This is a genomic window from Sorangium sp. KYC3313, from assembly GCF_052075895.1.
GTDB classification, from domain to species: domain Bacteria; phylum Myxococcota_A; class Polyangia; order Polyangiales; family Polyangiaceae; genus Sorangium; species Sorangium cellulosum_B.
This window is the reverse complement of the sequence record NZ_CP197255.1, coordinates 10,058,577-10,078,067: the sequence shown is the minus strand read 5'-3', so window position 1 is coordinate 10,078,067 and position 19,491 is coordinate 10,058,577. Positions and strand designations below refer to the sequence as shown.

The following is a 19,491-nucleotide window of genomic DNA, read 5'->3' as shown; positions in this document are numbered from 1 at the left end:
TCTCCGGATTATAACCAAGGACCCGTCGACGAGGGGAACGGCGAGGCGGCGTCCGTGGGCAGCGGCGGCGGCGAGGGCGGAAGGACCGGCGCAGGCGCGGCGCTGGCCGGCGGCGAGGCGGCGCCTGTGCTGTCGGGCGTACCCGCGCCGCCCGGCGTCGGAGACGGGGCCGGCGCGCCCCGGGGGGCGGGCGCCGGCGGCTGGCCCTGGGGAGCGCCGCGGACCTCGGCCGGCGCGGGGCGGCGCGGCGCAGGCCTGCGTTCGGGGCCTGCGACCTGCGGCGCCGAGCTCTGTGGAGCGACCTGAGGCGGCGGCGCCGGGGCGGCGCCCGGCGGGCCGCCGGAGAGCTCGGCGACGAGGTGCTGGGCGGTGGTGAGCGCCGGCTGCAGCTCGAGCGCGAGCTTCGCCAGCCGGATGGCGCCGGCCCTGTCGCCCGCGTATTTCCGCCCGAGGGCGTCGGCGACGATGCGTTCGGACGACTCGCGGCGGAGCTCGGCGAGGCGCGCGTCTCCCGGCCACCGCGCGAGCGCCTGCGAGACGATCTCCTTGACGTTCTCGCGGGGCGGGGTGTCCCAGGCGTGCCTGCCCATGCAGTCGCGCGCGCGCTCGATGTGTGCTTCGAGGGTGTCGCGCGCGGCCGGCCCCCCGAAGGCGCCGAGGTGCCGCCCGCCGAGGAACACGACGAACCCCACCGCGCTGGCGCACGCGAGCAGGGCGGTCGCGCGCGCGATCATCGCCCGACGGGGGAGCGGCCGCGCCGCGGACTCGACGCCTTGCATGGTCGACGGGACGGGCGCGGCGTCCCGCATGGGATCGATGCCGAGGCCGATCGCCGTGCGCGCGGGCTCGTCCGCCGCGCCGCCGTGGCGAGCGGCGCTCCACGAGGCGCGCGCTCCGGCGTCGAGCCGCTCCCCCGGTTCGGCGAACGCGCCGCCGGACCGCGCGCCGCTCGAAGGCCGCTCGGGCTGGGACGGCGCTGCGAGCGGCGTGGTCCAGGAGGGCGCCGAGCTCATCGAGCTGAACGAAGCGCGCTCGACGCCGCTGGAGGAGGAGCGCTCCTCCTCGCGGCGATGCGACGCGGGGTCGCTCTCGCGGCGGTACGACGCGGGGTCGCTGTAGCGCGCTGCTTCGCCCCCCGGGAGGCGGGGATCGAGGTCGCCGATGTGGGCGCTCTCGAGCGTCGGCGCGGCGATGCCGCCGATCTGGGCGGCGAGCGCGGGGGAGAGGTCGAGCGATTTGGTGCGCGACTTCGAGGCCAGCTTCATGACCGCGCTGGCGCGCAGGAGCCCGGGCTGGGCGGCGATCTCATCGGGGTCGAGCCCGCTCGCCCGGACGGCGAGGGCGAGGTCGCGGCCGAGGGCGCGCGCGTCGGGGGCCCGCTCCGACGGCTTCTTGGCGAGGTTCTGCATCACGATCCGCGCGATGGGCTCGGGCACGTAGCTGGAGCGCGCGATGCTGCGCAGGTCCGCGGGCGGGGCGTGCGTGTGCTGGACCAGGAGCGCGACGGGCGAGTCGCCCTCGAACGGGGCGCGCCCCGCGAGGCACTGGTACAGCATCGTCGCGATGGAGTAGACGTCCGCCGGGGGCCCGACCCGCTGCCCTTCGGCGCCTTCGGGCGAGATGTACTTGGCGGTGCCGAAGATGAGCCCCGCCTGGGTGGTCATCGCTTTGTCGGCCCAGTCGAGGCGGGCGATGCCGAAGTCGAGCACCTTCACGTAATCCGGGTCCTCGCCGCGGCGGACGAGCATGATGTTCTCGGGCTTGAGATCCCGGTGGACGATGCCCTGGGCGTGCGCCTCGCCGACCGCGTCGCACACCTGGAGGGCGATGTGGAGCGCCCTCGGGAGCGGCAGCGCCTCGCTCTCGCCGCCTGCCCCTGCCGCGGCGAGCGCGGAGAGCAGCGAGATGCCGTCGAGGTGCTCCATGACGAGGTAGAGCTCCCCGCCGATCCGGGGGTCGGCCGTGGGGGGGACGCTCCCGGTCATGAGGACCTGGACGACGTTCGGGTGGACGAGCCGGCTCGAGATCTTGGCCTCGCGGTGGAAGCGGCTCACGAGCTCGGCGTTGCTGCTGAGCTCGCGGTGGAGGATCTTGACGGCCACGTCACGCTCGATCCCGGCCTGGAAAGCGCGGTAGACGCGGCCCATCGAGCCGATGCCGATGAGGTGGCGGGTCTGGATCTGCCCCCCGAGCGTGATGCCCACGTACGGGTCGCGCTCCGCGGCGCCGAACGTGGGGCTCTTGCGCGAGCTCGCGAGCGGGGTGCCGTCGCGCGGGCAGTAGAGGACGCCCGCGTCGTAGCGCTCGCCGCACGAGGGGCAGCTCTTCGCGGGGGACGGCTCCATCGACGGCGCTGATCCTAGCACCGCTCCCGCCATAAATTCTCGGACGGAGCGGCGTTTCGGCGCGCCGCTGCGCCCGAGGACGCTCGGGCGTGGACCGACCGGCGCCTTGCGACTACGGTCGCGGCGTGAGCGGCTCCAAGGCGGGTGCAGCACGGGCGCGCAGCGGGAAAGGGCGCGGCAACGCGGGCGCCGCCCCTGCGCCCGCCGCGCGCCAGGCCGCCGCCTCGCTGGCCCGGGAGGCCGCCTCGCCGCCCCGGGAGGTCGCCTCGCCGGCGGCCGATGCAGGGCCGCGCGAGGGTGAGTACGTCGTCACGCTCCCCACGTTCGAGGGGCCGCTCGACCTGCTGCTGCACCTCATCCAGCAGCACGAGCTCGACATCCTCGACATCCCCGTGAGCTTCGTCACGGAAAAATACCTCGAGTACCTGAAGATCATGCGCTCGCTCTCGATCGACCTCGCGAGCGAGTACCTCGTGATGGCGGCGACGCTGACGCACATCAAGTCGAAGATGCTCCTGCCGAGCGTGCCTGCGGGGCAGGACGACGACGGGATGCCGGGTGAGGAGGAGGATCCGCGGGAGGAGCTCGTCCGGCGGCTCCTGGAGTACCAGAAGTACAAGGTCGCCGCGGCCGACCTGGCCGAGCGCGGGACGCTCGGGCGCGACGTGTTCTCGCGCGGCATGAGCGAGATCGAGGTGCCGAAGGGCCCGGCTCCGTTCGCGCCGACGGCGATCTTCAGCCTGCTGGACGCGTTCGAGCGCGTGCTGAAGCGGACGAACGTCCAGATTGATCATGAGGTCGTCTTCGATCGCATCAGCATCACGGATCGCATCGTCGAGCTCACGGAGAAGCTCTCGGCGCGGCGCGCCATGCGGTTCGAGGATCTGCTGCTCGACAGCGTCTCGAAGGGGGGAGTGATCCCGCGCTTCGAGGTCGTCATCACGTTCCTGGCCGTGCTCGAGATGTGCAAGCTGAGGCTCATCCGGGTCCATCAGACGGACTCGCTGGCGCCGATTCACATCCAGCTCGCGGTCGCCGACGGCGCGCCGGTCGCAGATGACGGATTCGAGGATGGCGCGCCGGTGGCGGAGCGGATCGAGACAGCGGGGAGCGAGGAGGCAGGCGTGCCGCCTGCTGCCGCCGAGGTCGAGGTCGAGGTGGAGCGGAGCGAGCCGGCTGGGCCGGAGCTCGTCGAGCCGGTCGAGCAGACGCACGGAGGACCGTCGGAAGCGGAGCTCGCGGGGGCGCCGAGCGGCGCACCGGAGGTCGAGCCGATGGAGGACGTCAGCGTCGTGGAGGCAGAACCGGAGCCCGCGGAGGCAGCGGAGGCGTCGAGCAGCGAACCGGCATGGCCGGAGCTGATCGATCCCGTGGGCGAACCGACGGGCCCGGAGCTGGCCGAGCCGGCTGAGGAATCGCGCGGCGAAGCCTCGGGGACGGCGCTTCCCGGGACGGCGGAGGAGACGAACCGTGCGCACGACGTCGCCGGGGGCGAGCCGGCGGTGGACGCTGTGGAAGCCGATGCCGGTCCGGCTCCGGAAGAGGCGGAGCGCGATGCGGTTGTGGGCCCGGACGCGCGCTCGACAGCAGAGGACTTCGCAGCGCCGCCGACAGAGGTGGATGAAGTAGACGCAGGGAGTGGCCGTGACGGTGGCTGATGCCGCGGCGAAGCGGCGGCGCATAGCGAAGACGACGACAGGACAGGGCGCGTCGGCGCGGCTGAGGGCAGCGGCGCACGCATGGCTCGCCGAAGCGAAGCGGCCGAGGGGCGGGAAGAAGGAGCCGCGCGCGCCGAAGACGGCAGGGCAGGGCACGCCGGCGAAGGCAGGCGCGCAGGCCACGCCGGCGCGGCTGAGGGCGGCGGCGCACGCGTGGCTCGGCGGAACGAAGCGGCCGAGGGGCGGGAAGAAGGAGCCGCGCGCGCCGAAGACGGCAGGGCAGGGCACGCCGGCGAAGGCAGGCGCGCAGGCCACGCCGGCGCGGCTGAGGGCGGCGGCGCACGCGTGGCTCGGCGGAACGAAGCGGCCGAGGGGCGGGAAGAAGGAGCCGCGCGCGCCGAAAGGGACACGGCAAGATCCGGTCGCCCGCTTCCGCGCCGGCGCATGGGGCCAGCTCGGTCATCCGGCGCGCCGCGCCGACGTTCCTGTCCGGAGCGCAACCACGGTGCCCGGGCTCTCTGCCGTCGCGCGCAAGCACCTGAAGGGAGTGCTGGAAGCGCTCATCTTCGTGGCGGAGCGACCGGTGCCGGCCCGCGATCTCGCGCGTTCGGCGAACGCAGAGCACCGCGTCGTGCGAGAGTTGCTGGCCGAGCTCGTCGCGGAGTACGACGGACGAGGATTTCGTCTGGACGAGGTCGCCGGAGGGTACGTCTTTCGAACGAGCCCCGCATTTGCGCCCTTCGTTCGCGAGGTGACAGAGCAGAAGCCGGTCAAGATGTCTCGCGCCCAGACCGAGACGCTCGCGATCGTCGCGTACCGGCAACCGATCACGAGGCCCGAGATCGACGAGATCCGCGGTGTGGACTCCGGCGCGGCGCTCAAGTCGCTCCTGGAGCGTGACCTCGTGAGGATCCTGGGCAAGAAGGACGAGCCTGGGCGCCCGATGCTGTACGGCACGACGGCGCAGTTCCTCGAGTTCTTCGGCCTGAAGGCGCTCGGCGAGCTGCCCACCCTGCGCGAGTTCACCGAGCTGACCGAGGAGTCGCGCCGTGCCTATGAGCGTGAGCTCGGCGAAGAGCCGCCCGAGACGGGGGTGGTGACACCGGGACAGGAGAGCTTCGCCGGCGCGGAGGGATCGCTCCGGACGAGCGTCGCCAGTGCGGGCGAGAACCTATCGGAAGACGTCGGCGCGTCGTCTGCTGCGCCGGGGGAGGGAGAGGTCGCGATGGAAGCAAGGGAAGACGAAATGTCTGAGGAGATCTCTGTCGTGGGAGCGGACGCAGGGCTTGGTGAGCCTGCTGAAAAGAACGCCTTCCAGCACGCCAACGACGTCGCGGAGGAACGGCGCGACGAAGACGACGAGGACGACGAGGACGACGAAGACGACGAAGACGACGAGGACGACGAAGACGAGGACGAGGACGAGGACGAGGACGAGGACGAGGACGAGGACGAGGACGACGAAGAGGAGGACGGGGACGACGAGGACGGGGACGACGAGGACGACGAGGACGAGGACGACGAGGAGGATGAGGACGACGAAGACGAGGAGGATGAGGACGAAGACGAGGATGAGGACGAGGACGAAGACTGAACGTTCCGCCTTGTCTGAACGTTCAGCGCGTCGCCCCGTCGCTCACGGCGGTGGAGCATCCGTCGGATCCGGATAGGCCTCGGCCAGCTTCGTTGCGGCGCTCCTCAGCTCGGGGTGGGCGAGGAGCTTGCGGAAGAGCCGCCAGAGCTCGGGATCGGCGAGCACCTGGAGCGGCGAGGCGGCGATCTGCCTCTTCTTCTTGCGGGGGATCGCCTCCGGACCTTTTCGTCGCAGCTCCTCCATCATTCCCACGAAGCGCTTCGTGGGAAAGAGATCTCCGTGCTCCCATGCGAGCACGGTCTCCTGCTCGATGCCCAGCGCTCCGGCGAGTTCGCGGGCCGTGCAGCCGAGCTCCTGCCGGAGCTTCTTGATGTCCTCGGGGGCCATGCGGGGCGAGGGTAGCGGCCTCGAAAAAAGAAAGCGACGCCGAGCAACCGGCAGCGAGCTCCCGCCGAACTCCGCGTCATGACCCATCGCTACCCGATTCGCCCCTCGTGGACTCCCCGCGCGCTCCGCGCGCTGCCGCTTGCGCTCACGCTCACGCCGCTCGTGGCCTCACCCCTCTCTTGCGCGCCGGAGCTCGTCGTCCCCCCGCAACTCGATGAAGGCGGTGACGAAGAGGACGCCGAGGTCGCCGTCCCCGCAGACCCGGGCCCCGAGCTCCAGATCGAGCCCGCCGCGCCGCTGGACGCCGCGCCTCCCGTGCTGCGGGCGCGCGTGCTCCTCCCCGGCGCCGCTCTCGAGAGCGTCGATCCCGCCCGTGCGCTGGTCGTCCGCGGCAAGCTCAGCGCGGCGCACCTCCGGCAGATAGAGCGAGGCGAGCTGTCGATGGCGCTCTCGGAGCGCGTCGTCCCCTCGATCGCCTGGCTGAACGGGACACCCCCCGGCGACCTCTCGCTGACCGTGGCGCCGCTCGCCCCGCTCGCGCCCGGGGAGACCTACGCCATCGCGAGCAGCAGCCCTGTGTTCTCGCACCACATCCAGATCGCCACGGAGGGCTCGCCGCCCGTGCTCCCACGGCTCTGGCCGCCGCCCGACGCCGGCGCGACCCTCGGCCTGGGGGTGTGGTGCGGCGACGCACCCCTCCCGGAGGTGCTCGCCGCGGCGACACTCGCGCCTGGCGGACCGGCGGGCGAGCTGCGCCGCGGCGCTGTCGACGACATCGGCGCGCGCTGCCTGCGCTTCGAAGGGGCGCCAACCGCCACGGCGCCGCCCGAGGCAGACGGCGTGCGCCTCGTGGGACCTCCCGTCGCGCTCCCGGGCGAGCCGACGGCAGTGAGCCTCGATCCGCGTCCGTTTGTGCTGGAATCGGACCCGCTTCCCGCCATCGCGGCGGCGTGTGCGCCGGACGAGCTCGCGCTCGGGCCGGGCTGTGCTCGGGTCGCCGACGATCGGATCCTCGTTCGTTCGGCGGATGCGCCGCTGCTCTGGGCCATCGCGGGCGCGGGGTTCGACGAAGTCTTCGCGGTACCGCCGGGCGAGCCGTTCGTCCTCGCTCCCCTGCTGCCCTTGAGCCCCGTGGAGCTCGCCATTGCGACCATCGACAACGCCGGGGTCGTGGAGCGCCGGGCGTTCTCGGCCATGACGCTCGCGCCCATGCCCCATGTGATCATCAACGAGGTGCTGGCGAACCCCGTCGGGCCAGAGCCAGGGCAGGAATGGGTCGAGCTCTACAATGACGGTGACGCCCCTGCGGAGCTCACAGGGGTTGTACTCGCCGATGTGGGTGGTGAAACCGAATTGCCCCCTATTTCGCTCATGCCCGGCGCGTACGCCCTGGTCGTCAACGAGGACTACGTTTCTGACGATGAGCTCGACCCTCCGCCTCCTTCCGAGACGCTTCTTCTCCGCGTCCCCAAACTTGGCAGCCACGGGCTGTCGAACTCGGGAGAACCGCTCAAATTGAAGGATCGAGGAGGTGCTGTCTTGTCCAGGTCGCCCGCCGCGCCCGTGCCAAAGCCGGGAATGAGCCTGGCCCGCGTCGCTCCGCGCGCTCCAGACGGCTCGGCTGGCTCCTTCACGACCAGCTGGCCGACGCCCGGTCGCGTGAACATAATGAACCAGGAGATCCCCTGAAGGATGGGGAGTTTGCCTCCGCGCGGGGCGAACTCGCCATGGGGCCGAGAAAATTCGAGCAAAGCGGGTGACGGACCCGTCTATGAGAGCTAGGTTTCAATCGAGTAGACAGACGGGTGGGGGGGCCGCCACCTGAGGAGACGCTGCCGCGCTGTGAACGCGAGCTGTGCGGCAGGTGCCTTTCGCGTGGAGTTCGGCGATGGCTGGTGTTCGTGAAAAGCTGTTGACGGCATCGGACCTCGCAGCCTTGTGCGAGGTCGACTTGAAGACAATCCACAACTGGGTAGATCGGGGGAGGATTGCCCATTTCCGTACGCCGGGGAGACACTTGCGCTTCAAGGCTGCGGACGTGGCCGAGTTCCTCCGTGCATGGGGCTATTCGGTGCCCCGGGAGCTCGCCAAGGCGACCTCCAAGTCGATGATGGCCATCGGCACCAAGGATACGATGGCCCACGTGGCGCGAGCCCTCGGGGAAGGCGTGCCCATCCGGCACGCGAGCCACCCGTATGACGCGCTGATCTTCGCGGGGGCGGACCCCGCGGACGTGTACATCGTCGATGTGCGGGCGGTGTCCAGCGACGTGGACGTCCCCTCCCTCTTCGAGGCGCTCCACCGAGCGAACTCTCAGGGGACCTTCGTCGCCTTGTCGGATGAGCCGATCAGCCTGCCGTCGTTCGTCGGCCGGATCGGCCGGAGCGACGCGCAGCAGCTGAAGGGCTTCCTCATGCCCGAAGCGGCCGCGCAGGCGGCGGCGCCCCTCCAGGCGGCGAGCGGTCCGGCGTCGGAAGAGCCGCCGCGGAGCCTCGTCGTAGGCGGGTCCTCGCGCTGAGCCAGGGCCCCGGCCGTCCTACGCCCAGCAGAAGAGGCTGGGCTGGGACGGCCGGTCGCGCCCGAGGAGGCTCCGCCAGGAGCCGCAGCACTGCAGAGCGAGCCGCCGGGGTCAGAACCCCCTCCTGCAGCACAACCCGGGGCCGGTTGATGGGTCGCTCGCAACCCCGCAGTCGAGTCCGCTTCGGAGTCTCCTGGAGAAAGACGCGCCCGAGGAGCACGGCTCCTCGGACGGAGGCGCTTCAGCTTCCAGCGATGGTCATGGAGGAGACCCGGAACGTCGGTGAGCACGTCGACGTCCGGAGATCCAGGTCGTCCCCGACGGCGTCGATCCGCTGCAGGAGCTCGTCAAGGTTCAGTGAGATGGTCACCTCGCTCACGGGATAAGCGAGCTCCCCATTCTCGATCCAGAAGCCGGACGCACCCCGGGAGAAGTCGCCGGTCACGGCGTTGAAGCCGAAGCCCATCATCTCGGTGACGTACAGCCCGCGCGGCGTGGAACGCACGATCTCCGCCGCCGGCGTGGCGGTGGGCTGGAGGAGGAAGTTCGACGTGGACGGCCCGACGCCGCCGCCGGCGCCGCGCGAGGCGCTGGCGGTCGGCGGGCGCTTGAGCTTCCGGCCGCTGTAGCTGTCGCAGAGGTACGTCTTCAGGATGCCTTGCTCGACCACGACGTTGCGCCGGGCGAGGAGGCCCTCGCCGTCGAACGGGCGCGAGCCGGGCGCGCGCGGGATCAGCGGGTCGTCGACGACCGTGATGAGATCGCTGGCGATGCGGGTCCCCTCGCGGCCGACGAGGTAGCTCGACTTGCGCCAGATCGAGCTGCCCATGATGCAGGAGCCGAGCAACCCGAGCATCGACCGGGCGACGTCCGGGTCGAAGACGACGGGCGCCTCGCAGGTCGCCACCTTGCGGGCGCCGAGCTTGCGCAGCGTCCGGCGCGCCGCCTCGCGGCCCACGGCGTCCGGGGCGTCCAGGTCGGCGAGGTGGCGCCGGCCGGTGAAGTAGAAGCCGCGGCGCTTCTTGTCGCCGCTGTCGTCGGCGATCGGGGAGACCACGAGCTGCGCGTACGAGCCGGCGAAGCCGCCGCGGAACCCGCCGGACAGGACGAGGGCGAAGGCGCCCGCGCTCCGCGAGAACGTCGCGCCCTCGCTGTTCGTGATCCGCGGGTCGGCGTCGCGCGCGGCCTGCTCGCCTCGGCGCGCGATGTCGATCGCCTGCGCGGCCGTGACCTCGCCGCCCGAGGGATCGTAGAGATCGAGCGCGGGGAACGGCCCCTTGGCGATGAGCTCCGGATCGGCGGGGCCGGCGAACGCGTCCTCCTGGGAGATGTCGGCGAGCTCGAGCGCGTCCGCCACGAAGCGATCGATGCCGCGGGGCGTGAGGTCGGACGTCGAGGTCAGCGCGACGCGCTGCTTCTTGATGATCCGCATGCCGAGGCCCTTGTGGACGGCCTCCTCGACGAGCTCGGGCTCGCCGAGGCGCACCTTGGTGGTGAGCTCGGAGCCGGAGCGGGCGATCGCCTCCGCGACGTCGGCGCCGCCCTTCCTGGCGCGCGTCACGACCTGCTCGGCGAGCTCCATGAGTTCCTCGACCTGCTGCTCCACGCGGGCTCGTTCGGACATGGGGCGACAGGGTGGTGGAGCGGGCTGGCTCCGTCAACGCGGTGACGCGGGCGCCTCTCCGCGCGCATCCCCGTGCGCGCGGAGAGGCGTCTCAGCCCGGCCGGCTGGAGCCCCCGCCGCTGCCGTTGGAGCGCCCGCCGCCGCCGACGCCGAGCCGCCGCTGAGGGGGTGTCGAGGCGGGCCGGGGCGGAACGACCTCAGGCGCTGGCTCACTCGGGACGGCGCGGGGGCGCGCGCCGGGGGAGGGCTCGGCCCTCGGCGCGCCGCCCCGGGGCTCCCGCCGGAGCAGGGCGCTCACGGTGACCGCGAAGCCGCCGGCCAGCATGGTGTACATCCAGAGGAGCGCATAACCGAGCGGACCGCCGGCGACCGGGTGGACGCCGAAGTCGCCCTCGACCTGCCGGTAGGTGCCGTCGAGCGCGAGCCGCCGGGACAGGGCCAGGACGGCGACCAGGGCGATCGACAGCGGCGCGCCGGCGAGGACGACGAGCGCGCGGACCGCGCGCTGCGCGGTCCACCTGCCGCCAGCGCTCCCGGCGGAGCGATTCGCGGCCGCGAACCCGGCGGGCACCGAGGCGGCATTGACGAGGACGAGCACGAGGTCGACGGCGGACGGGATGCGGCGCGTGTCGAGGAGGTACGCGAAGCTCCAGTCCGGGGCGAACACGAGGAAGTACGCGCAGACCGGCGCGAAGACGAGGCAGGCGAACAAGGAGACGAGCGCGAGCGGCCGAGCGCGCGCGCCCGGCGCCAGCCGAGGCTCCGACGCGCGCAGCGCGCCCAGGCGGTGAGGGGCTGCTGCGCTGAACCAGGCGAGCAGCGCACCGAGAGCAAAGCCGACGAGGGGAGCGACGAAGGCGGGCACGCGGCGCCGAAAGTAGTCCTGTCGCCCCCTCCTGAGCAAAGTGCCTGGACCTTTTCCTGACCAGGGCGGCTCGAGCGGCCCTCACCAGGGCTCCTCCGGGCGCGGCTGGCCAGGCCGGGCGGAACGTTTGCTCTGGGAACGCCGCCGCGCTAAGCGGCTGCGCACATGGAGCCGCGCCTCGTCCGGGAGATGCTTGAGCGCGTTCGGACCGGCGAGCTTGCCGTGGAGGAGGCGCTCGATGCGCTCCGAGGGCTGCCTTTCCGGGACCTGGGCGTCGCGACCGTCGATCACCACCGCGCGCTCAGGCAGGGCGTCCCCGAGGTGATCTTCGGCGAAGGGAAGACCCCCGAGCAGATCGCCCTGATCGCCGGGGAGATCTCGGGGGCGGGGCAGAACGTGCTCGTGACCCGGGTCGACGCCGCGAAGGGCGCGGCGGTCTCGGCGCTCCTGCCCGCGTTCCGTTATGTGCCCCTCGCGCGGACCGGCAGCATCGAGGTCGCGCCGCCGCCGAGGCGCACCGCCGGGGCGGTCGCCGTCGTGACCGCGGGCACGAGCGACCTGCCGGTCGCCGAGGAGGCCATCGAGACGCTGCGCGCCGTGGGCCTCGAGGCGAAGCGGCTGTACGACGTGGGGGTCGCGGGGCTGCACCGCTTCCTCCATCGCGTCGAGGAGCTGCGCAAGGCGTCGGCCGTGATCGTGGTCGCGGGCATGGAAGGCGCGCTGCCCAGCGTGGTCGGCGGGCTCGTGGCGGCGCCGGTGATCGCGGTGCCGACGTCGGTCGGCTACGGCACTGCCCTGGGCGGCTTCACCGCGCTCTTCGCCATGCTCACGTCGTGCGCCTCCGGGGTCGCCGTGGTCAACATCGACAGCGGCTTCGGCGCGGCGATGGTGGCGCATCGCATGTTGCCGAAGGAGTAGCGCGGAACGAGCGCGACCGCGGGAGCGCCGCGCTTGCGAAGGCGCCCGGGGAACGGAGAAGGCGAGAGATGGGACACGGGCACGATCACGACCACGCGCACGGGGACGAGCACCACCACGGGGGGCATCACGATCACGCGCACGGGGCCCATCACGACCACGATCACGCGCACGGGGCCCATCACGACCACGGGCACGCGCATGGGGCCGATCACGGGCACGCGCACGGGGACCATCACGATCACGGGCACGCGCACGACCATCCGCGCGCGCCGCTCCTCGAGGAGGGCGCGGGCACGGGCAAGGTCCTGTTCTTCGACGCCTTCAGCGGGATCGCGGGCGACATGACCATCGCCGCGCTGCTCGATCTCGGGGTGCCCCTCCTCGTCATCGAGCGCGCTGTCGCCGCGCTGCCGCTCGATGGGTTCCACCTGCACCGCGGGCACGCCCATCGGAGCGGCATCGTGGCGACCTCGTTCGACGTGCACGTCGAGGCGCCGCAGCCGGAGCGCACCTACGGATCCATCGACGCCATGCTCGCCGCCGCGCCGCTCGATCCGCCCGTCGCCGCGCTGGCACGCCGGATCTTCCGGCGCCTCGGCGAGGCGGAGGCCGCCGTGCACCGGATCCGCCTGGAAGACGTGCACTTCCACGAGGTCGGCGCCGTCGACGCGATCGTCGACATCGTGGGCTCCGCCGCGGCGATCGTGCACATCGGGGCGGAGGTCGTCGGATCGCCGCTGCCCATGGGGCGCGGGTTCGTGAAGGCGCGGCACGGGATCCTCCCGCTGCCGCCGCCCGCGGCGGTCGCGTGCCTCCGCGGCGTCCCGACCTACGGCGTCGAGCTCGACGCCGAGCTGGTCACGCCCACGGGCGCGGCCATCATCGCCACGCTGGCGACCCGGTTCGAGCGCTGGCCGACGTTCGCCCCCGATCGGATCGGCTTCGGCGCCGGTCAGCGCGAGCTGCCGGACCGCCCCAACCTGCTGCGGGTCGTGCTCGGGACGCGCACGGGCGGTGGAGACGAGAGCCCCGGCAGCGCGTCGCACGTGATCGTCGAGGCGAACGTCGACGATCTGACGGGCGAGGTGGCAGGGCACGCGATCGAGGCGCTGTTCGCGGCGGGCGCGCTCGACGCCTGGGCGGCGCCGATCACCATGAAGAAAGGGCGCCCCGCCCTGACGATCGCGGCGCTCGCGGCCGCCCCCCAGGCCGACGCCGTCGCGACGGCGCTGCTCCGCGAGACGACCAGCATCGGGCTACGGAAGATCCCGGTCGCGCGCACCGAGCGGCCGCGGCGGATCACCACGGTGCAGACGGCGTACGGAGCCATCCGGGTGAAGATCAGCGAGGGGCCGTTCGGGCCGCCGCAGATCAAGCCGGAGTTCGACGATTGCGCCGCGGCGGCGAGGACGCACGGCGTGCCGGTGCGCGAGGTCGTGTCGGCGGCGCTGTCGGCCGCCAAGGGGTGACGCCGCGCCGCGCAGGGGGCTGCCGCGCGGCGCCGAGCTCGCCGAGCGGCGCCGCGTCCCCCTCTGCGGCAGCGGTCAGTCGGGGCGCTGGATCGGGAGCGCCTCGGCCTCCCACGAGAGGAAGCCGCCCTCGAGGAACGCGACGGGCACGCCCTCCTCGGCGAGCTTCGCGGCGACGTCCTTCGACCTGTCGCCGGAGCGACAATAGAGGACGGGCGCGCCGGCCAGCATGTGGAGCTCGGCGAGCCGGCCCTCGATCTCCTCGATCGGGATGTGCACCGCGCCCGGGATGTGGGCGCGGCCGTAGGCGGGGCTCTCGCGCGTGTCCACGGGGACCACCTGGCCCTCCCGGATCAGCTGCGCCAGCTCGGCCGCCCGGATGGCGCCCTCGGCGCGCGGGAGGAACGGATCGAGCAGCTCGCGGAGCTGCTTCCGGTTGAGGACGCCCTGCTCGGCGGCCACCGGGCGGCCTCGATGAAAGACCATGAACGTCGGGACGGCCTGGATGCGCAGCGTGGTGGCGATGCGCTTCGACCGGTCGATGTCGACCTTGACCACCTTGGCCTTGCCTTCGAGCTCGCGCGCGATGGCGTCGACCTCCGGCGCGACCGTCTTGCACGGTCCGCACCAGGTGGCGGTGAAATCGATGAGCACGGGCAACTCGCTGCGGAGCACCTCGCGCTCGAACTCCTGCTCGTTGATCTCGGGAACGGCCATGGCGGGCGAATTCATAGCGGGCCTTTCCTGCGAGATCGAGCGGCGCGAGGGCTCCGCCGCCGAGATCGCGGAGATGAACGCGATTTCAGCGCAATTTCGGCGCGCGAGAGCGCTGCACGTCCGGCGGCTGTCCGCGGACGTGCGGCCCCCGCGCCCCGCCCGTCAGCGCGGGACGCGCGCGCGCACGGTGCGTGTATCGATGGAGTCGCGCAGGGCGTCGGCGATGAGGTAAGAGCCGCCGACCGTCGCCAGGAGCAGCACGAAAGGGAAGACGAGCAGCCGGATCTCGCTCGGGTGCCGCGCGGCCTGGCCGAGCGTCTCCCCCCACGAGGCGACGCGCGCGGGCGCGCCCATCCCGAGGAACGAGATCGCCGCCTCGAGCAGGACGACGGACGCCACGCCGAGCACCGAGCTCACGATCACGGGGCCGAGCGCGTTCGGGAGGATGTGGCGGTAGAAGACGCGCAGCCGGGTGCTGCCGAGCGCGCGCGCGGCCGTCACGTACTCCTCGCTCGACGCGCGCAGCACCTCGGCGCGCACGAGGCGCGCGATCTCCGCCCAGCGGACGAAGGCGACCGCGAGCACCAGCGACAGCGCGGAGGGCTCGCGCTCGATCGCCCGCACGATGGCCACGACGAGGATCGCCGGGAAGGTGTCGACCGTCTCGACGAGGCGGACGAGGCCGTCGTTCCAGACGCCGCGCAGCGTGCCCGCGAGCCCGCCGAGCACGACGCCGAGGAACATGCCCACGAGCACCGCGCTGAGCGACAGGCCGAGCGCCGTGCGCGCGCCGTAGATCAGCCGCGCGGCGAGATCGCGGCTCTCGAAGTCCGTGCCGAGCGGGTGGTCGAGGGACGGCGACGCGTTCGGGCCGGCGTCGGTGCGCTGCTCCGGGCCGTAGCGGATGGGCGGCCAGATCGCGAAGCCCTCGAAGCGCACCCTGAGCTCGGCCTCGGTGAGCGACTCGAGCGCGGCGCCCTCGGTGACCGCGGGCAGGATCTCCGCGCGGCCCGGCCTGAAGCAGGCGATGGGCGCGGGGGCGGCGAGGAGCTCGGCGAAGATGGCGAGCAGGGCGAGGACGCCGAGCAGCACGGCGCCGATGGCGACGCGCTTGCTGCCCACCATCCGGCGGAGGAACGCGGTCGCGTGGGTCACGCCTCGCTCCTCTGCGAGAGCACCGCCGGGCCGAGCCGCGGATCGACGAGCACATAGGCGAGATCGGTCGCGATCACGCCGAGCGCGGCGATGGCCGCGGCGCCGATCGAGATGGCCATGAGCCAGCTCACGTCGCGCGCCTGCACGGCGAGGAGCGTGAGCTCGCCGAGCCCGTGGAGCTCGAAGACGCGCTCGACGACGAAGGCGCCGCCGAGCGCCATCGGCGGCTCGAGCATGGCGAGCGTCACGACCGGGAGCACGGCGTTGCGGAGCCCGTGGACGGCGATGGCGCGCGCGGCGCCCGCGCCGCGCGCCCGCGCGGCCCGGACGAAGTCCTGCGCGAGGACCGCGACGAGCGCGGCGCGCTGCTGCCGCGTCGGCGCGGCGACGAGCGAGAGCGCGATGACGCTCGTCGGCAGGAGCAGCGACCGCGCGCCGCCCGAGAGGAGCGCGGCGGCCACGGCCACGACGGCGGTCGGGAGGACGGCGGCGGTGAGCACGGCGGCCGCGATCGCGGAGTCGCTCCGCCGGCCCTGCGAGGCCGCGCTGAGCGCGCCGAGCGGGATCGCCACGGCGTAGGCGAGCGCGATCGCCCCGAAGACGAGCGCGAGGGTGACGGGCGCGCGCCGGGCGAGCTCGTCGAGCACCGGCTCTCCGGTCGCCGCGACGCCGAGCCGGTGGGTGACCGCGCCGAGCGCCCATTTGCCGTAACGGGTCTCGAGCACGGTCGCCGCGAGCTGCGCCGGGCCGGAGAACACCTCGAAGTCGCTGCGGTACACGTTCCAGAACGACTTCCACCGCGTGACGCACGCGCGGGCCTCCGCGAGGTCGTCGCCCGGGGCGATCCGGTCGTCGATCTCCGCGATGTGGGCCGCGACGTCGGCGAGGGCGCGCGCCTGCTCGAGCGTCGCGGCGTCGCGCGGCGGCTGCAGCGCGGCGATCACCGCCTGCAGGGCGAACGTGTCGAGCTCCAGCAGCTCGGCGGCGCGCGACGCGGAGCCGTAGCGGACCAGGCGCCGCACGGCGCTCCGGACCGACGCGCTCCGGAACTCGATGCCGCGGTCGTCCCAGAAGCGCGTCCAGAACGCGACCGCGTGCGCCGGGTCCGCGGCGTCGTCGGCCCGCGGCAGGCCCATCCGCGCCGCGACGGGCGCGAGCGCGAGCGCGACGCGGGTGCGCGGCTCGGGCGCGAGCGCGTCGAGCGGCAGGATGTGCGGCAGCGCGGCGCCGCCGAGGCGCCGCAGCTCGTCGGCGGCGGCCGCCGCGTCGTCGCCGCCGGCCGCGATGGCCTGCGTGGCCGCGAGGGCGCGCAGGCGCACGTCGCGCGGCTCCAGGTTGATGAAGCGCGGCAGGTCGAGGAAGCGCTCCCGGCGGAGCCGCGCGAGCTCCGCGCTGGAGAGCGAGCTGGCGAGGAGCGGGTCGTCCGTCGGATCGGGGACGAAGGAGAGCACGAAGAAGGTCAGCAGCGAGACGCCGACGAGGGTCGGCAGCGTCCAGAGGAGCCTGCGGAGCGCGTGGCGGAGCATCTCTCTCGGCCGGGAGTCAGCGCAGGATGGCGTCGAGCAGGTCGATGCGCATCCCGAACTTGTAGGGGGAGGCCTTTACCACCTCCATCTTCTGGCCAGAGATCGTCTCGTCGTTGCCCTCGAGGTACCCGCCGGCGTTGATGCCGATGACCTTGCCCTGGCCGTTGAAGATGGGGCTCCCGCTCATGCCGCTCGTGCTGCGGGCGTCGTGCTGGATCAGCCAGGCCTCCGCCGCGGGCGCGGGCCGGCCGTTCGCGCCCGTGATCCGGCCGATGTTGGCGGCGAGGAACGTGGCGACGGGGTTCGCGGTGTCCGTGAGCCGCTCCGGGAAGCCGATCAGGTACACGTCGTCGCCGGCGCCGGCCGCGGCGAGCTCTTCCCGCGTCGCGAGCTCGAGCACGGCGGCGGCGCGCCCCGCGATCGTCACGGTGCCGATGTCCGGGGTGAGCTGATCCGCGCTGTCGCGGTACTGCGGGTGCGTCCGCATGCCGGTCACGGCGAAGCTTATCTGGCCCCGCCCCTCGTTCTCGAGCGCCGCGATCGTGCCGCCGCGGCGCTTGGCCGCGGAGATGCAGTGGGCGTTCGTGACGAGGACGGTGGGCCGCACCGCGAACGCCGTGCAGAACCCCTCGCGCCCGGCGGCGAGCATGAAGATCCCCTTCCTGGAGCGGTCGTGGAGGTTGCGCCCGAAGTTGGCGTTCGAGGGGTGGAGCGTCCCGAGGCGGCGCTCGATCTCCTTGCGCCGGGGGTCCTCCGGCGAGAGGCCCGCGAGCTCCTCCCGCAGCTGGCTGATCTCGTCGTGGGAGGAGCGGTTGTAGACGATGAGCGCGGCGAGGCTGGCGAGCGCGATCGCGAGGAGCGCGGCGAGGATGTAGGTCGTGCGGCGCTGGCCTGCCGTCGCGGCGTGCACCTCCTTGTGGAGCATGGCGTTGATCTCGACGGTGCCGCGGGGCTTCGCGCGCCCCGTGGCGGCAGCGACGGCGGAGGAGATCATCATGGCGATCGTCCGCTCGCCGACCCGCCGAGCTCCGGCCGGCGGCGCGGCCGGGACGTGCCCAGGGGGGGCGACAGCGGGCGCGGGGTATGCAGCGGGCGCCGGGTATGCAGCGGGCGCGGGGTACGCAGCGGGCGCGGGGTACGCAGCGGGCGCGGGGTACGCAGCGGGCGCCGGGTATGCAGCGGGCGCGGAGTAGCCCGCAGCAGGCATAGGGTACGCAGCGGGCGCGGGATGGCCCGTCACTGGCGCAGGGTAAGCCGCGGCAGGCGAGGGGTGATGCGCCACAGCGTGCGCCTGCGGCGGACCCGACGTGCGGCGCTCGACGAGCTCCAGCCGCACCCGCGGGCCCTTGGCGCCGAACGTGATCTCGTCGCCCGACGCGATCGGGTGCCGCTTGATCCGCTGCCCGCCCGCGTAGGTCCCGTTGCGGCTGTCGAGGTCGTAGAGCACCCAGCCAGCCGCCTCGAGGCGCGCCTCGGCGTGGTGGCTGCTCGCGTCGCGATCGTGGTTCGGGTCGAAGACGACGTCGTTGTCCGGCGCTCGACCGAAGCGCACCGCGCGCCGGTCATGGATCTCCACAGAACCGGCGTTGCGCCCGAAGGTGTGTACGACGCGCAGCATCACGGCGCGGGGACCCCCTTCAGCAGATCGATCCGCATCCCGATGCGGAACGGCGAGCTCTGCGTCACCGTCGCCTTCCGGCCGTCGATCGTGACATCGTCCTCGTCGTCGATGTGCGCCGCGTGGATGCCGATGACGTGCCCGTACTGGTTGAAGATGGGGCTCCCGCTGTTGCCCCCGCGCGTGACGGCGTCGTGCTGGATCAGGACGGCGCGGTCCGGCGTCGTCGCCTCCTCGTCGATGCCGGTCACGCGCCCGATGCGGCCCTGCAGGAACGTCGCCGAGGGGCTCAGCGGGTCCATCAGGCGACCGGGGAAGCCGATGACGTAGGCGTCGTCGCCCGGCCCGATGGCCCGCAGCTCGGCGTCGTTCGCGAGCTTCACCGTGCGCGTCGCCTTGCCGGCGATCCGGAGCAGGGCGACGTCCGGCGAGCCGGCGCCCGCCTGCCCCGGCTTGTACGCCGGGTGGGCCGACATCGCGACGATGGGGAAGCGGATCTTCCCCATCGAGTCGTTCTGCGTGACGATCGAGGTGCCGCCGCGGGCGCGGCAGTCGCGGACGCAGTGAGCGTTCGTCGCGAGCAGATCGGGCGCGATGGCGAACGCCGAGCAGCAACCGCCGATGCGGTTGTCCACCTTGTAGCCCATCACGTAGAGCGCCAGCCTGTTCTGCTCGAAGATGGCGCGCCCCGAGAGCACCTGCTCCGGGATCGCGCCCGACGGGCGCGCCGCGGGCGCGATCCCGAGGCCGACCTCGCGCGCCAGCGCGTCGGCCGCCTGGCGCGACCGGTACGTGACCACGAACGCCACGGCCACGGCGACGAGCGCCGCGGCGACGCCCAGCCCGAGGATCAGGTTGTGGCGCGACACCTTGCGCCTCGCCTCGTCCGCCTTGGCGCGCACGAGCGCGAGCGCCTTCTCCTCGCGCCGCATCGCCTGCACGACGGCATCCTTGACGATGCGCTGCGCGGTCTCGACGTCGACGCGGCCGTCCGCGTCCGGGCGCCCGGGGGGCCACTCTTCCTGCGGGGCGGCCGGATTCTGCCGGCCGCGCTTGTCGTTGCTGCGCAGCATCGCGGTGGGGGGCGCGCGCAC

The 19,491-nt window shown here is 73.0% G+C and carries 15 protein-coding genes and 1 pseudogene; 7 read left to right on the top strand and 9 right to left on the bottom strand.

Annotated features, from left to right (window positions below; genetic code table 11):
* Positions 1–8: 8 nt before the first annotated feature.
* A complete protein-coding gene (locus ACSRUE_RS38185; RefSeq protein ID WP_441287871.1) occupies positions 9–2,345 on the bottom strand; it encodes a protein kinase domain-containing protein in 2,337 nt (778 codons plus the stop codon).
* 125 nt (positions 2,346–2,470) lie between these two features.
* Here ACSRUE_RS38185 and ACSRUE_RS38180 point away from each other — a divergent pair, with 125 nt between their 5' ends.
* The gene (locus tag ACSRUE_RS38180) at positions 2,471–4,003 is read left to right on the top strand and encodes a segregation/condensation protein A (protein WP_441287870.1); all 1,533 of its coding nucleotides are present in this window, start codon (positions 2,471–2,473) and stop codon (positions 4,001–4,003) included.
* Complete coding sequence (scpB, locus tag ACSRUE_RS38175; protein WP_441287869.1) at positions 3,990–5,597, top strand: SMC-Scp complex subunit ScpB; 1,608 nt, start codon at positions 3,990–3,992, stop codon at positions 5,595–5,597. Before ACSRUE_RS38180 ends, scpB begins: the two co-directional genes overlap by 14 nt.
* Before the next feature lie 42 nt (positions 5,598–5,639).
* Here scpB and ACSRUE_RS38170 read toward each other — a convergent pair whose 3' ends face one another.
* On the bottom strand, positions 5,640–5,984 hold the full coding sequence (locus ACSRUE_RS38170) for a helix-turn-helix domain-containing protein (RefSeq protein WP_441287868.1): 345 nt from the start codon (positions 5,982–5,984) through the stop codon (positions 5,640–5,642).
* Between the two features lie 78 nt (positions 5,985–6,062).
* Between ACSRUE_RS38170 and ACSRUE_RS38165 the strand changes: the two genes are divergently transcribed.
* From ACSRUE_RS38165 to ACSRUE_RS38155, 3 genes and pseudogenes are all read left to right on the top strand, one after another.
* On the top strand, positions 6,063–7,673 hold the full coding sequence (locus ACSRUE_RS38165; protein ID WP_441287867.1) for a lamin tail domain-containing protein: 1,611 nt from the start codon (positions 6,063–6,065) through the stop codon (positions 7,671–7,673).
* A 199-nt stretch (positions 7,674–7,872) separates the two neighbouring features.
* Positions 7,873–7,983 (top strand): annotated as a pseudogene (locus ACSRUE_RS38160) (DNA-binding protein); the annotation flags it as partial.
* Positions 7,984–8,022: 39 nt separating this feature from the next.
* Positions 8,023–8,502: a DNA-binding protein gene (locus ACSRUE_RS38155; RefSeq protein ID WP_441293175.1), complete on the top strand. Its 480-nt coding sequence runs from the start codon at positions 8,023–8,025 to the stop codon at positions 8,500–8,502.
* A 241-nt stretch (positions 8,503–8,743) separates the two neighbouring features.
* Here the strand turns inward: ACSRUE_RS38155 and ACSRUE_RS38150 are convergent, their stop codons facing one another.
* Together ACSRUE_RS38150 and ACSRUE_RS38145 are read right to left on the bottom strand one after the other, a co-directional pair.
* Positions 8,744–10,126, bottom strand: a complete 1,383-nt coding sequence (locus ACSRUE_RS38150; protein ID WP_437769085.1) for a TldD/PmbA family protein — start codon at positions 10,124–10,126, stop codon at positions 8,744–8,746.
* A gap of 91 nt (positions 10,127–10,217) precedes the next feature.
* Complete coding sequence (locus ACSRUE_RS38145) at positions 10,218–10,991, bottom strand: hypothetical protein (protein ID WP_441287866.1); 774 nt, start codon at positions 10,989–10,991, stop codon at positions 10,218–10,220.
* A gap of 165 nt (positions 10,992–11,156) precedes the next feature.
* Here ACSRUE_RS38145 and larB point away from each other — a divergent pair, with 165 nt between their 5' ends.
* Together larB and larC are read left to right on the top strand one after the other, a co-directional pair.
* A complete protein-coding gene (gene larB / locus ACSRUE_RS38140; protein ID WP_441287865.1) occupies positions 11,157–11,909 on the top strand; it encodes a nickel pincer cofactor biosynthesis protein LarB in 753 nt (250 codons plus the stop codon).
* Between the two features lie 68 nt (positions 11,910–11,977).
* Positions 11,978–13,381, top strand: coding sequence for a nickel pincer cofactor biosynthesis protein LarC (gene larC, locus ACSRUE_RS38135; protein ID WP_441287864.1), 1,404 nt, complete (start codon positions 11,978–11,980; stop codon positions 13,379–13,381).
* A 75-nt stretch (positions 13,382–13,456) separates the two neighbouring features.
* Here the strand turns inward: larC and trxA are convergent, their stop codons facing one another.
* The 5 genes from trxA to ACSRUE_RS38110 all read right to left on the bottom strand — a co-directional run bounded on the left by trxA (position 13,457) and on the right by ACSRUE_RS38110 (position 19,491).
* Positions 13,457–14,098 (bottom strand): thioredoxin, encoded by a 642-nt coding sequence (gene trxA, locus ACSRUE_RS38130; RefSeq protein WP_437745484.1) that lies wholly within the window; start codon positions 14,096–14,098, stop codon positions 13,457–13,459.
* Between the two features lie 162 nt (positions 14,099–14,260).
* Complete coding sequence (locus ACSRUE_RS38125; RefSeq protein ID WP_437769081.1) at positions 14,261–15,253, bottom strand: ABC transporter permease; 993 nt, start codon at positions 15,251–15,253, stop codon at positions 14,261–14,263.
* The gene (locus ACSRUE_RS38120; RefSeq protein ID WP_437769080.1) at positions 15,250–16,779 is read right to left on the bottom strand and encodes an ABC transporter permease subunit; all 1,530 of its coding nucleotides are present in this window, start codon (positions 16,777–16,779) and stop codon (positions 15,250–15,252) included. The genes ACSRUE_RS38125 and ACSRUE_RS38120 overlap by 4 nt, the downstream gene beginning before the upstream one ends.
* 16 nt (positions 16,780–16,795) lie before the next feature.
* A complete protein-coding gene (locus tag ACSRUE_RS38115) occupies positions 16,796–18,397 on the bottom strand; it encodes a trypsin-like peptidase domain-containing protein (RefSeq protein ID WP_441287863.1) in 1,602 nt (533 codons plus the stop codon).
* Positions 18,397–19,491 carry a S1 family peptidase gene (locus ACSRUE_RS38110; RefSeq protein WP_441287862.1) on the bottom strand — a complete coding sequence of 365 codons (1,095 nt, stop codon included), beginning with the start codon at positions 19,489–19,491 and terminating at the stop codon, positions 18,397–18,399. Before ACSRUE_RS38110 ends, ACSRUE_RS38115 begins: the two co-directional genes overlap by 1 nt.